The 14,382-nt window shown below is 74.1% G+C and carries 9 protein-coding genes; 6 read left to right on the forward strand and 3 right to left on the reverse strand.

Going from position 1 to position 14,382, the window contains the following annotated elements:
• The first annotated feature begins 14 nt into the window (after nt 1-14).
• Nucleotides 15-1,112 carry a glycosyltransferase gene (locus NITAL_RS10260; RefSeq protein ID WP_052666151.1) on the forward strand — a complete coding sequence of 366 codons (1,098 nt, stop codon included), beginning with the start codon at nt 15-17 and terminating at the stop codon, nt 1,110-1,112.
• 48 nt (nt 1,113-1,160) lie between these two features.
• On the opposite strand, the gene NITAL_RS10265 is transcribed toward NITAL_RS10260, so the two are convergent.
• The 3 genes from NITAL_RS10265 to cofD all read right to left on the reverse strand — a co-directional run bounded on the left by NITAL_RS10265 (nt 1,161) and on the right by cofD (nt 4,493).
• Nucleotides 1,161-2,084 (reverse strand): DUF3105 domain-containing protein, encoded by a 924-nt coding sequence (locus tag NITAL_RS10265; protein WP_052666152.1) that lies wholly within the window; start codon nt 2,082-2,084, stop codon nt 1,161-1,163.
• A gap of 103 nt (nt 2,085-2,187) precedes the next feature.
• Entirely contained in the window at nt 2,188-3,531 is a 1,344-nt protein-coding gene (locus tag NITAL_RS10270; protein WP_052666153.1) for a coenzyme F420-0:L-glutamate ligase, read from the reverse strand.
• The gene (gene cofD / locus NITAL_RS10275) at nt 3,528-4,493 is read right to left on the reverse strand and encodes a 2-phospho-L-lactate transferase (RefSeq protein ID WP_052666154.1); all 966 of its coding nucleotides are present in this window, start codon (nt 4,491-4,493) and stop codon (nt 3,528-3,530) included. The genes NITAL_RS10270 and cofD overlap by 4 nt, the downstream gene beginning before the upstream one ends.
• A gap of 103 nt (nt 4,494-4,596) precedes the next feature.
• On the opposite strand from cofD, the gene NITAL_RS10280 reads away from it, so the two are divergent.
• From NITAL_RS10280 to NITAL_RS10300, 5 genes are all read left to right on the forward strand, one after another.
• A complete protein-coding gene (locus tag NITAL_RS10280) occupies nt 4,597-6,840 on the forward strand; it encodes a thiamine pyrophosphate-dependent enzyme (RefSeq protein WP_211262322.1) in 2,244 nt (747 codons plus the stop codon).
• Nucleotides 6,841-6,922: 82 nt separating this feature from the next.
• Entirely contained in the window at nt 6,923-9,532 is a 2,610-nt protein-coding gene (locus tag NITAL_RS10285) for a bifunctional FO biosynthesis protein CofGH (protein WP_211262323.1), read from the forward strand.
• A 236-nt stretch (nt 9,533-9,768) separates the two neighbouring features.
• Complete coding sequence (sigK, locus tag NITAL_RS10290) at nt 9,769-10,419, forward strand: ECF RNA polymerase sigma factor SigK (protein ID WP_211262324.1); 651 nt, start codon at nt 9,769-9,771, stop codon at nt 10,417-10,419.
• 389 nt (nt 10,420-10,808) lie between these two features.
• Entirely contained in the window at nt 10,809-11,015 is a 207-nt protein-coding gene (locus tag NITAL_RS10295) for a WhiB family transcriptional regulator (protein ID WP_157042162.1), read from the forward strand.
• 207 nt (nt 11,016-11,222) lie between these two features.
• The gene (locus NITAL_RS10300) at nt 11,223-14,378 is read left to right on the forward strand and encodes a glycosyltransferase family 2 protein (RefSeq protein WP_169786809.1); all 3,156 of its coding nucleotides are present in this window, start codon (nt 11,223-11,225) and stop codon (nt 14,376-14,378) included.
• The last annotated feature ends 4 nt before the right edge of the window (nt 14,379-14,382 follow it).

Consider the following 14,382-nt stretch of genomic DNA (forward strand, 5'->3'; position numbering starts at 1 on the left):
GGCCTCCGGTCCCCGTGCGGCGCATCGCCCGGGTCGTCGCGGTGGTCGTCAGCTGGCGGCAGGTCGACCAGCTCGACGCGTGCTTGGCCGCGCTGGACGCCCAGAGCCACGTCGACCTCGACGTGGTGGTGGTCGACAACGCCTCGGGGGACGGCAGCCTCGAGCTGCTCACCACCGCCGCTGCTGCTGCCCGCCGCCACCCGCTGACGGTCGTCGCCAACCCGACCAACCGGGGGTTCGCCGGGGGTGTCCACGACGGACTGGTGGCTGCTCCGCGACCGGCCGACGCGGTCTGGTTGGTCAACGTGGACTGCGTCCCGGACCCGGACCATCTGGCCCGGCTCGTGGCCGTGCTCGACACCGAGCCACGATGCGCGTCGGTCCAGGGTCGGCTCGACCGCAACGTCCGGACGGCTGACGGTGGCGTGATCGTCGACTCGACCGGCGTGGTGGCGACCCGGGCCCGGCTGTTCCGTGACCGGGACGAGGGGCGCCGCGCCGCCGATGTCGAGCGCTCTGCCGGCGAGGTGTTCGGTGTCACCGGCGCCTGCGCGCTGCTGCGCACCGCTGCGCTCGAGGACGTCGCATGGGCGGGGGAGGGGCCGTGGACGAGGCGGGCCCTGACCGAGGACCTGTTCGCCTACTTCGACGACGTCGACCTCGCCTGGCGGCTGCAGCGCCTCGGGTGGCGCAGCCGCTACGAGCCGGCCGCGACCGCGACGCACGAGCGGGGCGGCGCCGGACCTCGACGCAGCGCGTTCGTCGAGGAGCTCAACGCCGCCAACCGGCTGCTGGTCGTGGGTACCCACGACACGTCACGGACCATCGGCCGCTCCTGGCCCGTGGTGCTGGCCACCACCACGCTGAAGCTCGGCGAGCTGCTGCTGACCGTCCCGTCGGCCTGGCTGCCCGCCCTGCGCAGGGTGCGTCGGGGTTGGGGCGCCGCCCGGTCCCGCCACCGCGAGCTGGAGGCGCGAGCTCGCGTCCCGGCCAGGGCGGTCGTCGAGCGCTGGTTCGAGCCCTTCGTCTGGGGCCCGTGGATCGCCACCTGGTGGCGGCGGGTCCGAGGCCGCGCCCCCGGTGTCGCAGGTGGCGGCCGCCCCCCGACCTGACGGACCCCGCCGGCGTCGGCGGGGTCCGAGGGGGTCGCGTCGTCCGGGTCAGCCCTCGCCGTCGGCGGCTTCCTGGTCGCCGTCCTCGATCTCGTCGGTGGCGTCCTCGACGTTCTCCTCACCCAACTCGTCCTCGAGTTCGTCCTCGGGCACGGTCTCGGGCATGTCGCCGTCGATCGGCGCTTCCTCGCTGGGGGTGTCACCCACGTCGAGGTCGCTGAACTCGAGGGTGTCGGCGGGGTAGTGGTGGCGCTCCGGACCGATGCCGCGCGTCCCGAAGTTCTGGGCGACGAACGCGTTGGCGACGGTCTGGTCGAACTCGTCGCAGTCCATCGCGGTGCCCCAGGCACGGAACGCGATCGCCTTGCCCGAGCTGATACCCGGGTCCTCGTACGGCGCGGTCAGGATCGCCGAGCCGGTCCTCGCGGCGGTGTCGCCGAAGCCGTTGGCGTTGAGCACCTCGCCCCAGCGGGCGATCTCGCCGCCGTCGGTCTGGTCCGGGTCGTGCCAGACGATCACCGCACCGTGTTCGAGGTTGTGGGTGCTGGACCGCTCGTCGATCTGCCGGGAGAACCCGTCGAGGCTGGCCGGTGTGGTCTGCACGGTGTGCGGCCCGGAGTGCGTCGGACGGATGTCGGGGTAGATCGTGTCGGGATCCGGGGCGGCGGAGGCCTCGAAGTGGTAGCGCTCGGGCAGCGGATCGCGCTCGGCGAGCATCTCGCAGCCGGCGGCCTCGCGCGCCTCCTCGGCGGCCTCGGAGCTGACCAGGATCGCTTCGTCGAGGACGGCAGGGTCCGGCCTGACCGCCTGGAAGACGATCACACCGACGATCAGCACGACGACCGCCGTGATGGCGCTGTTGCGGATCTGGTCGCGCTTGGCCTTGGCCTTCGCCTCGGCCTCCTTGCGCTTGCGCTCCTCGCGGCCCGCCGCGCGGCGTTCCTTGTTGGTCATGCGTTCGCGCTCGGCCACGTGAGGCACTCCGTCGTCGTACAGGCACGGGAAGCGGCCAGGGTACCGATGGGCAGCGTGGTCACCGACCGTGATGGCTCGACGGGCACCCGTCCCGGCCGCCTCAGCGGTCGAGCAGCAGCTCGGTCACGTCGACCGGCGGGCGTGGTCTCGGGGATCCGGCTTCGGGCGAGGGGTACCCGACGGCCACGGCACCGAGCGGCTGCCAGGTCCCCGGCAGCTCCAGGACCTCGCGAACGGTGTCGGGGCAGAACGCGGTCGAGGAGATCCACGCCGCCCCGAGCCCGTGGGCTGCCAGGACCACCTGGAGGTTCTGGAGCGCGGCTCCGCCGGACAGGACGAACAGGTCGCGCTCGCCGGTGGTACGTCGCTCGTCGGGGTAGTGGTGGGCGCCGTCGAGGGTCACGAACGGCACCAGCAGCGTCGGCGCCGCACGCAGGACCGCGTCCGAACGAGCCAGGCGGCGGGCGATCACCGCGGGATCGGTGCCGTCGCCCGCCAGGTCCTGCCGCCACCGCGTCGCCATGGCGTCGAGCAGCCGGGCGCGGGTCGTGTCGGCGAGGCGTAGGACCCGCCAGGGCCTGGTGTGGTGGGGTGCCGGTGCGGTCGCCGCGGCGGCGACGGCGGCGTGCAGGGGTCCCTCGGGCACCGGCCGTGCCGGGTCGAACAGCCGCACCGTGCGCCGGCCCCCGATCGCTGCCTCGGCTGCGGTGGGGCCGCCCGTGCGGAACAGGTCCTGGTCCGCGGGGCGGACGAGGTCCTGACCGGTGCCGTGGGGGCTCGTCGCGTCCAGGCCCCGGACCAGCACGAACGGCGTGCCGCTCGCCTTGGTCCGCACCAGGTCCGCCGCGCCGGCAACCTCGTCGGCGACCGCGGCCTCCGTGACCTCGAGCAGGGCACCGTCGAGGTCGGTGCCGCCACGCTCGTCGCGGACGGCCGCCGTCCCGGCCACGCCGAGGGCGACCTCGGTCTGGCCGAGCCGCCAGGGTCGGCCGAAGGTGTCGGTGACGATGACCCCGACCTCGACACCGGTGCGGGCGCGCAGCCCGTCACGCACGCGAGCCGCCGACGCGTCCGGGTCCGACGGCAGCAGCAGCGCGCGGGCCCGCTCGTCGGTGTCGGCGACGTTCGAGGCGTCGATCCCGCCGTTGGCGCTGACGAAGCCGTGCGTCGTCTCGGTGACCAGGACCCCGGGTGTGTCGGCCACGATGCGGGCCGCGTGGGCACGGGCGACCTCGCGACGGGCCGTCCGCGGGTCGCCGTCCGGGAGGGGGACGGTCGCGTCCTCGACCAGACTGACCACCTTGGAGGCCACGCAGACCACGTCGCCGTCCCGCAGGTCCACGCCAGCGTCGGCCGCGGCATCCAGCAGGGCGCCGACGAGGTCATCACCGGGTCCGAACCGCACGTCGGTGGGGAGGGCCACGACCTCGATCCGTCGCGTCACGCGCCGGCCTCGAGCTCGGTGGCCAGGTCGAGGCAGACCCGCGCCAGCGCCGCTGCCACCTCGGGGTCGTCCATCATGGTGTCGGTCGCCCGCGCGGCGATGCCGGCCGCGCGCACGGCCTCGAGCTGATCCTGGTCGCGGGTGTCGACCACCCAGCCGTCGAGCACACCACCGGCGGCTCGGTGGCCGTAGTGCTGCGCGACGCCCGCGGCCGAGACCTCCGCACCGACCGCGGGTAGCAGCCGGTGGGCCATGCCGCGCACGACCTCACCGCCGATGATGGGTGAGACACCGACCACGGGTGCCGGGGTCTGGTGGAGCGCGGCCGCGATGCCGTTGACCGCGAGGATCGTGCCCACCGAGACCACCGGGTTCGACGGGGCGAGCAGCACGGCCTCGGCGTCGAGCAGGGTCTCGATCACGTCCGGGCCGGCCGTGGCGCGGTCGGCGCCGGCGAGGACCACCGAGGCGACCTCCGGAGCAGCGCGCTCACGGACCCAGTACTCCTGGAAGTGCAGGTCGCGGCCGTCGACGGTCCGGATGCGGGTCTCGACCGGGTCATCGGTGGCCGGCAGCAGCCGGACCTCGACGCCGAAGGCACGTCGGACCTCGTCGGTGATCACCGACAGGGGCACCCCCTCGGCCAACCGTGCCGTGCGGTGCAGGTGCACGCCGAGGTCACGGTCGCCGAGGGTGAACCACGGCTCGTGCCCGAGCCTGGCCAGCTCGCCGGCGACGACGTGGCTCTCGTCGGCGCGGCCCCACTGCTGTTCGGGGTGGACCACGCCGCCGAGCCAGTAGGTGATCGAGTCGAGGTCGGGACAGATCCGCAGGCCGAGGTGGGTCAGGTCGTCACCGACGTTGACGATGGCGACCACTTCGTCCGCCGGGACCACGCGGAGCAGGCCGCGCAGGAAGCGCGCCGCCCCGACCCCCCCGGCCAGTACCGCGTACACACGCACTCCTCGTCGCTCTGGGCAGCACCCTACGGCCCGCGCACCGTGCCCCCGAACGGGCGCGTCACACGCCTAGCGTGCGGCGGGGCCAGCGCAGGAGGAGCCGCACGTGCAGCACGACCGTGTCGCCGTCGTCGAGGCAGCGCTCGACGATGCGCTCGCCGAGGGCACCACCGCGCTGCCGGGGGTGACGCTGGCACCGACCGACCGCCTCACCGGACGGTCCGAGCTGACCGCCGTCCAGGCGCTCGAGCTGTTCACCGACCAGGTCACCTCACGAGCGCTCGACGTCGCCGCGCGACGCCTGAAGGCCGACGGGCTGGCGCACTACACGATCTCGAGCGCCGGCCACGAGGACGACGCGGTCCTCGGCGCGCTGCTGCGTCCGACCGACCCGTGCTTCCTGCACTACCGCTCCGGCGGGCTGATGGTGGCACGTGCACGTCACACGCCCGACCGTGACCCGGTCTGGGACACCCTGCTGAGCCTGTGCGCCTCCGCGGAGGACCCGGCGTCCGGTGGGCGGCACAAGGTCTGGGGCAGTCCCACCGCGTGGGTCCCGCCCCAGACGTCCACGATCGCCTCCCACCTGCCGAAGGCCGTGGGCGCGGCCTTCACCATCGGCCGCTCCGGGCGGACGGGCGCCCCGCTGCCGATCCCCGGTGACAGCGTGGTGATGTGCTCGTTCGGGGACGCATCGGCCAACCACGCCACCGCGCTGACCGCCATCAACGCCGCCCGGTACGCCCGCCGCCGCGGCAACCCGGTACCCATCCTGTTCGTCTGCGAGGACAACGGCGTCGGCATCTCTGTGGACACCCCGAGCCGGTGGATCGCCAGCACGTTCTCGCACCTCCCCGGCCTCAGGTACGTCCACGCCGCGGGTGACCTCGACGAGGTGTGGGCCGCGACCGACGCAGCCATCGACGGCGCCCGGTCCCGGCGAGGTCCGGTGTTCCTCCACCTCGAGACGGTCCGCCTGTGGGGCCACGCCGGCAGCGACGCCGAGCACGCCTACCGCGACCTCGAGCAGATCGAGGCGACCGAAGCCCGCGACCCGCTGCTGCGCACCGCCCGGCAGCTGCTCGCCACGGGGGCAGCCACCCCGCGGCAGCTGCGCACGATCGTCGCCGACGTCCGCGCCCGCGTCGCCGAGCTCGCGCCGCGGGCAGCGGCCCGTCCCAAGCTCACGTCGGTGACGGCCGTGGTGGCGTCGCTCGCGCCGGGCGACGGGCCCGAGGGGGAGGCGGCGACCCGTGCCGCCGCGGCCACCGAGGTCGCCGGCGACGTGCGCGCCGCCAGCTTCGGCGGGACGCTGCCCGAAGCCGCCGCGACCGCGACCCGCCGGACCCTGGCCGCCCACGTCGGCGCGGCGCTGCACGACGAGCTGTTGCGCCGCCCCGAGGCGCTGGTGTTCGGACAGGACGTCGGCGCCAAGGGGGGCGTGTACGGCGTGACCCGTGGCCTGCAGGCACGGTTCGGCGCTGACCGGGTCTTCGACACCCTCCTGGACGAGACCACGATCCTCGGTGTCGCGCAGGGAACCGGGCTGCTCGGGCAGCTGCCGATCCCCGAGATCCAGTACCTCGCCTACCTCCACAACGCGCTCGACCAGTTGCGCGGCGAGGCGTGCTCGACCTCGTTCTTCAGCGCGGGCCGGTACCGGTCCCCAATGGTGGTGCGGATCGCCGGCCTGGCTTACCAGAAGGGCTTCGGCGGGCACTTCCACAACGACGACTCGATCGGTGCCCTGCGCGACATCCCGGGCCTGATCCTGGCGGTCCCGTCGCGGGGGGACGACGCGGCGAGGATGCTGCGGGGTGCCGTGGCGATGGCGGCGGCGCACGGCCGCGTCGTGGCGTTCCTGGAACCGATCGCCCTCTACCACGAGCGCGACCTGTACGAGCCCGGTGACGAGAGGTGGCTGACGACCTACCCCGATGTCGACGAGGTGTGCCTGCCCGGTGAGGTCGGCGTGTGGGACCCGGATGCCACCGACGTCCTGCTGGTCACCTACGGCAACGGGGTGCGGATGTCGCTGCGGGCCGCTCGGCGGCTCGCAGCCGAGGGCGTGCGGTGCCGGGTCCTCGACCTGCGGTGGCTGAACCCGCTGCCGGTCGCCGCGCTGGCGGCGCACGCCCGCGACTGCGCCGCGGTGGTCGTGGTCGACGAGTGTCGGACCACCGCCGGCGGCATCGCCGACGCCGTCGTGGCCCACCTCGCCGAGGCCGGTGTCCGTCTGCCCCTCCGGAGCGTCCGGGCACACGACAGCTACGTCCCGCTCGGTCCGGCGGCGGACCTCGTGCTGGTGCAGGAGGACGACATCGTCGCTGCCGTCCGCGCCCTGCCGTGACCGAGCGTGAGGAAGCGGTCGGGCTCGTGCACTACGGTGCCAGGACGCCTGTCCGCCGAACCCCGGCTCCCGAGGAGGCGTCGTGACCGACGCGCAGACCGCCCCGCTCGACGGTGGTGACGAGCCCGGTCCCGAGGTGCTTGCCCGTCTCCGGCCGCGTGCGTTGCACCGTGCCGAGGAGGGCCGGACCCTGACGCGGGACGAGGTCGCCGCGCTGCTCACGTGCCGTGGTGAGGATCTCGAGCGGCTGCTGGTGGTGGCGTCCGGGCTGCGCGATCGCGCGCCGTGGTTCGCCGAGGGCGGCTACGGGCGGACCGCCGGCGGCGGGCGTGTCATCACCTACTCGAGGAAGGTGTTCGTGCCGCTGACCCACCTGTGTCGGGACACGTGTGGGTACTGCACGTTCGCGTGGCCGCCGAAGGGGGACCTCCCGGCGTTCCTGTCGCCGGACCAGGTGGTGGACATCGCGCGGCGGGGTCAGGAGGCGGGCTGCACCGAGGTGCTGTTCACGCTGGGGGACCAGCCCGAGCTGCGCTACCCGGCGGCGCGCGAGTGGTTGGACGCCCGCGGGTACGACAGCACGCTGGCCTACCTGCGAGCGGTCGCGATCCAGGTGATCGAGGCCACGGGACTGCTGCCGCACCTCAACCCGGGGGTGATGAGCTGGACCGAGCTGGCCACGCTCAAGCCGGTCAGCGCGTCGATGGGCATCATGCTGGAGACCACCTCGCGGCGGCTGCTCGCCAAGGGGCAGGCGCACTGGAACTCGCCGGACAAGGACCCCGAGGTTCGCCTCCGGACCATCGAGGACGCCGGGCGGCTGTCGGTGCCGTTCACCTCGGGGCTGCTGATCGGGATCGATGAGAGCCTGCCGGAGCGGGCGGACACCTTGCTGGCGCTGCGGGCCACGCACCGGCGGTACGGGCACCTCCAGGAGGTGATCGTCCAGAACTTCCGGGCCAAGCCGGACACCGCGATGCGTCACGCGCCGGAGCCGACCTTCGAGGACATGCTCGCCACGGTGGCGACGGCGCGGGTGGCGCTGGGTCCGACCGTGCACATCCAGGCGCCGCCGAACCTGTCGCCGGGGACCTACGGCGACATCCTGCGCGCCGGGATCGACGACTGGGGCGGGGTCTCGCCGGTCACGCCCGATCACGTCAACCCCGAGGCACCGTGGCCGCACCTCGACGAGCTGGCGGCCCGTACGGCCGACCACGGGTTCGAGCTGACCGCACGGTTGCCGATCTACCCCGAGTGGGCCGCGCGTCCCGACCCGTGGCTGGCCGGCCGGATGCGGGGCCCGGTCGCCGCGCTGGCCGGTCCCGAGGGGCTCGCTCGGCCCGGCGTGCGGCCCGAGGGGCAGCCGTGGCAGGACCCCGAGGTCGAGGCCACCACGTTCACCGAGGCGATGGCGGCGGTGGTGTCGGGTGACGAGGCCGGCGGGTCGGCCGCCGACGGGCGCAACGCCCGGTCCGCCCAGGCCGAGGACGCGCTGCACCAGGCGGTCTACGGCGACCTGCACCAGATCGCCGACGGGGTGCTGGCTGCCAACGCCCCGCGCGTCGAGGGGCCGGCACGCTCCACGATCCGCCCCGAGGTGGCCGCCGCGTTGCGCCGTGCCCAGCGCGGTGTGGTCCTGGACGACGCCGAGGCGCTGCTGCTGCTCGAGACCACCGGGGTGGAGCTCGAGGCGCTCGCGGAGGCGGCAGACGAGGTCCGTGCCGAGCGGGTGGGTGACACGGTGACCTACGTGGTCAACCGCAACCTCAACTTCACCAACGTCTGTTACACCGGCTGCCGGTTCTGCGCGTTCGCGCAGCGCCGTGACGACCCGGACGCCTACACCCTGTCGCTGAGCGAGATCGCCGATCGGGTGCAGGACGCCTGGGAGCTCGGCGCGACCGAGGTGTGCATGCAGGGCGGGATCCACCCCGACCTGCCGGGCGACTACTACTTCGACGTCCTCGACGCCGTCCTGGCGCGGGTCCCCGACATCCACGTCCACGCCTTCAGCCCCATGGAGGTCGTCAACGGGGCGACCCGGATGGGCGTCTCGGTGCGCGAGTGGCTCGAGGAGGCCCAGCACCGCGGGCTCGGGTCCCTGCCGGGCACCGCTGCCGAGATCCTCGACGACGAGGTCCGCTGGGTGCTGACCAAGGGCAAGCTGCCGGCAGCCCAGTGGATCGAGGTCGTCACCACCGCCCACGCCATCGGGCTGCCCACCTCGTCCACGATGATGTACGGCCACGTGGACGAACCCCACCACTGGGTGTCCCACATCAAGCTGCTGCGCTCGATCCAGGAGGACACCGGGGGGTTCACCGAGTTCGTGCCGTTGCCGTTCGTCCACCAACTCGCCCCGATCTACCTCGCGGGGGTCGCCCGTCCCGGTGCGTCGTTCGAGGACTCCCGTCGCGTGCACGCGCTGGCGCGGCTGCTGTTGCAGGGCGCGATCGACCACGTGCAGCTGTCCTGGGTCAAGCTCGGGCTCGATCGCGCCGCCACGCTGCTCGCCGGTGGTTGCGACGACCTCGGTGGGACCCTCATGGAGGAGACCATCTCGCGGATGGCGGGCGCCGACCACGGGGTCGCCCAGAGCCCCGAGGCCCTCCGCGCCGTGGCCGAGGCTGCGGGACGCCCGGTCGCCGAGCGCACCACCACCTACGGGCTGGTCCCCGCCCGCGCCTGATCCACGAGCCGACGGTCCGGCTCGCGCAGGCACCCGCCGACACGCGCCGCGGTCCGGCGGGTGCCGCCGTGGGTGCACCTCGTGGGCGCACGTCGCGGGTGCACGTCGTGCGCTCGGCGCGCCGCGGGGCGGTGGGAACGTGCTGCCCTCCGCCCTGTACAAGAACCTGAACAGAAAGCTTGACAGAAACTGGACAACGTGGTTCGGTCTCCCTACCGACCACCCCGGAGTCCACCGTGGCCACCGCAAGCCTCACCCTCCCGCCGCCCGCCCCCGCCGCTCGGGCCGCGCCCGTCGCTGCCGCGCCGCCGGCTGGCCTGAACCGGTCGCTGGCCGACCAAGAGGCGACCAGCGAGGAGCTCCTCGTCGCGGTGGGTGGCGGGGACACCACCGCCTTCGCCGCCCTCTACGAGCGGGTGACGCCGCAGGTCCTCGGGGTGGCGCTGCGCGTCCTGCGCGACCGCGCGCTCGCCGAGGAGGTGGCGCAGGAGGTCATGGTCGAGGTGTGGCGGAAGGCCGACCGCTTCGACCCGGACCGGGGGAGCGCGTCGGGGTGGGTGACCACCCTGGCCCACCGCCGTGCGGTCGACCGCGTGCGGAGCGAGCAGGCGTCCCGGGACCGCGATGACCGGGTCTCGCGTCGTGATCAGCCGCGGGAGTACGACGACGTGGCCGACGAGGTGCAGGTGCGCCTCGACCACTGGCAGGTCCGCCGTGCGATGGCCGAGCTGACCGTACGTCAGCGCGAGGCCATCGAACTCGCGTACTTCGGCGGCCACACCTACCGGGACGTGGCGGCGGTCCTCGGCATCCCGGAGGGCACCGCCAAGTCGCGCCTGCGCGACGGCCTGCTCCGGCTCCGGCACGCCCTGGAGGATCTGGTCTGAGCTGACCCACGACCCGCGCCGCCCTCCCCGGCGCGAGCGCGGCCGGCCCCCCTCCCAGGTGGCGCCGGCCGGGACCCCGCCTCCCCCCGCCCGGGGAGGACGTGGGTCCACCCCGACGCCCGCCCCGCCGCACCCGGGGCGGGCGTCCTCGTGCGTGCGGAGGGCGCCCCGACCCCCACCCCTGGTGGCGGCGGTGGCCGTCCGACCACAACCGGTGGGGCTGCACCGCTTGACCTGGCCGCCGTGGAGGCCCAAGATGCCAATCGTGTAGTTCCAAGGCTGTCGATCCGGGCAGCCACGGCGGGACGGCTGAGGAGCGGTTGGTGGGAGCGATCATCGCGGAGCTGTCGACGAAGTTGGCCTTCGATGCAGCGGACGAGCGCACCTGGATGCTCGAGGCCAAGTGCCTCGACGCCGACCCCGAGGCGTTCTTCCCCGAGAAGGGCGGTTCGACCCGCGAGGCGAAGCGCATCTGTGGGGCGTGCCCCGTGCGCAGCGACTGCCTCGAGTACGCCCTGACCAACGACGAGCGGTTCGGTATCTGGGGAGGCCTGTCCGAGCGCGAGCGACGCCGCGCGAAGCGTTTCACCGCCTGAGGCAGGGCGCTCGGCGCGGGGCGCCGGGTCACCGGTCCGGCCCGGCAGGGGCGCCGAGCGGACGTGGTACGTTCCTCGCGTTCGTGAGCCGGCGTGCCTGCTCCTCGCCGTCCGGTCTCCACCCCTCGCACGGTCCCCCGACGCTCCTTGCCGGTCGCGGTCCGCCGTGCCGCGACCCGTGCCCCCTGCGAGGAGGATCGCACCCCGGTGTCGGTCTCCGAGTCACCGCTCGTCGACGCGCCCGACGCGTCGACCACCGCGCCCGAGCCTTCCGGACGCCGGGCCTCCTCGTCACGGGTCCTGGCCGTGCTCGTCGCCCACGACGGCGGGCCGTACCTGTCGCGAACGCTCGCGGCGCTGGCCGCGCAGACCCACGAGCACCTCGAGGTCCTCGCGGTCGACAACGGCTCGAACGACGACACCCGGGTGACCCTGCAGGCGGCCCTCGGGGACGAGCAGGTGCTGGTGGCCGAGCGCGACCTCGGCTTCGGCGCGGCCGTGTCGATGGCGCTCGACGCGCGCGCTGCGGACGATGCTCCGTACGTCCTGCTGGTGCACGACGACCTGGCGCTCGCACCGGAAGCGATCGCCGAGCTGGCGGCGGCGCTGGACGCGGATCCGCGCCTGGCCATCGTCGGCCCGAAGCTGCTCGACTGGGACGACCCGCGGCTGCTGCAGTCGGTTGGCTGGACGGTCGACCTGACCGGACGCGCGGACTCCGGCGTCGACGAGCACGAGCTGGACCAGGGCCAGCGCGACGTCGATCGCCGGACGCTCTACGTGTCGACCAGCGGGATGATGCTCCGGCGTGAGGTCTTCGACCGGCTCGGTCGGTTCGACCGGCGTTTCCACCTCTTCCGCGACGACCTGGACCTGTGCTGGCGGACCTGGCTGGCCGGCCACGACGTCGAGGTGATCCCGGATGCCGTCGGCGAACACGCGGCGGCGGCGACCAACTACCACCGGCTCGGTCAGACGCGGGTCATCGGCCCGCGCTACTTCGCTGAGCGCAACACCTTGGCGACCCTGCTCAAGAACTACGGGCCGCTGCGGCTGCTGACCATCGTGCCGCTCTACTTCCTGGTCGGCGTCGCCAAGATCCTCGGGTTCGTGCTGACCCGCCGCTTCTCGGACGCGTGGCTGACGATCCGCGCGTGGTTGTGGAACGTGCTGCACGTGTTCGAGACCCGCCGGCTGCGCCGACAGGTCCAGGCCGATCGTCGTCGCACGGACGGCGAGGTCAAGGAGATGTTCGGGCGCATCGCCCCCCGCATGCGGGCCTACTCCGAAGCCATCGCCGAGTGGGTCGCCGGTGGCGACGTCGTGACCGGGACCGACGAACGACCGGTCACACCCGTGGCTCCCGAGACGGCCACGGCCCGGATGGTCCGGCTCCTGCGCGAACGGCCGGTGCTGGTCGCCGGTGCGCTGCTGACGATCGTGGTCGTCGCCGGTGCCATCCCGTTGCTCGCCACCGGGACCCTGCGTGGGGGTGAGCTCGCCCCGTGGCCGGCGTCGCCGCGAGCCTTCCTCGCCGATCACGCCGCGGCGTGGCACACCGCCGCCGGCCTCGGCACCGACGTGCCGGCCTCACCGTCGCAGGCGGTGCTCGGCCTCCTGCAGGGGCTGCTGTTCGGCTCGGCGTACCTGGCCTCCCGTGCCGTTCTCCTCGGCAGCCTGCTGGTCGCCTGGATCACCGCCCTCCGCGCGGCCCAGCGCTACTCGGACCGCAAGCTGCCCCGCGTCGCGGCAGCGACCGCCTACGTGCTGTCGCCGCCGACGCTCGCAGCGCTCCTGACCGGGCAGGTCAGCGCGCTGGTGGTCATCGCCGTGCTCCCGGGCCTCGTGGCCGCCGGCGGGACGTTGGCGCGTCGCTCGTCCCCGCCGGGCCGTGCCTGGCGGGCGACCGCTGCCTCGGCGCTGCTCGGCGGGATCGCCGTGGCCTTCGCCCCGGTCATGGTCGTGGTGCTGCTCATCGCTGCCGTCGGCTTGCTGGTCGTGGTGCTCCCGGGCGCCCCGCGTGACTGGCGCGGTCCCCTGACGGCACGGGTCGGCCTGGCCACCCTCGGGCCGATCGCACTGCTCCTGCCCTGGAGTTGGTCGTTGTTCGCCGCTGACGGGCCGATCCGTGGGGTGGCGCCCGAACCCGTGGTCAGCAGCGAGCTGTGGCGATGGGTCCTGCTGGTGCCGGACATCGAGGGCTTCCCGGGCGTCGTGGCGGGCCTGGGGTTCCTGCTGGCCGGCATCCTCGGGGTGCTGTTCGGCTGGCGCCGTCAGGCCCGTCTGGTCGCGGTGCTGTGGCTCGTCGGCCTGTCCAGCTCGGTGGTGGGCTGGTGGCTCGGGCGCGTCGGATCCCCCGTCTGGCCGGGGCTTCCCCTGATCCTGGCCGCGGCGGCGTACGCCGGGCTGCTGGCGGTGGCGTTCGCCCGCGGCGAGACCTCGCTCGGTCGCCACGCGTTCGGGTGGCGGCAGGTGGCGGCGGCAACGACCGGCGTGGCCGTCGTGGTCAGCCTCGGGGCCGTGGCCTTGGATCTCGTGCGGGGCCCGGAGGGGGCCTACGTCCGCGACCTCGACAGCCTGCCCGCGTTCGTCACGGCGACGGCCACGCCGTCCGACCCGTTCCTGGTCCTGCTCCTCGCCGACGTGGAGGGTGTGGTGACCTACGAGGTCGTCCCGGGTGCCGGCCCCACCATGGCAGCGACCGGCCTGACCCCCGACCCGCAGGCCTCGGCCGTGGTGGACGCGGCCGTCGCCGATCTGGTCGCCGGCCGCGACATCGGTGCCACGGCGACCCTCGGCCGGCTCGGTGTCCGGTACGTGATCGTCCCGGACGGTGGGATCTCGGACGACCTCGACGCGGCGTTGCGCAGCCAGGTGGGCCTCGAGCCGCGGCCCGTGGCGACCGGTCGCGTGCTCGCGGTGACCGATGCGCTGCCGCGCGCCAGCGTGGTCCCGGCCGACGCGGCTGACGCGCTCGCTGCGACCGGGGCGCTGCCCCGAGAGACCGAACCGGTGGCGCTCCGCGTGTTGCCCGACGGCCGGGCGGTGGGTGGGTCCGACGAGGCGGGCGTCCTGGTGCTGTCCGAGCTGCCCGGCGACCGGTTCGTGGCGACCGCGGACGGCGTCCGCCTCGCGCCGGTGGACGGGCCCGTCGCCGCCTTCCAGCTGACGGAGCCGAGCGGCCGCATCGAGGTCGCGCCGGTCGGCCAGGGGGCGCGCACGGTCGCCCTCACGGGCCAGCTGCTGATCGCGCTGCTCGTCCTGTCCTTGATGCTCCGCCCACCCGGTTTCGCGCGTGGTGGGGGGCCCGCCGAGAGCGACCCACACTCGGGCGACGAACGCGACGCAGGGGGTGGGTCGTGAGGCG

The sequence above is a fragment of the Nitriliruptor alkaliphilus DSM 45188 genome (genome assembly GCF_000969705.1).
GTDB classification, from domain to species: Bacteria; Actinomycetota; Nitriliruptoria; order Nitriliruptorales; family Nitriliruptoraceae; genus Nitriliruptor; species Nitriliruptor alkaliphilus.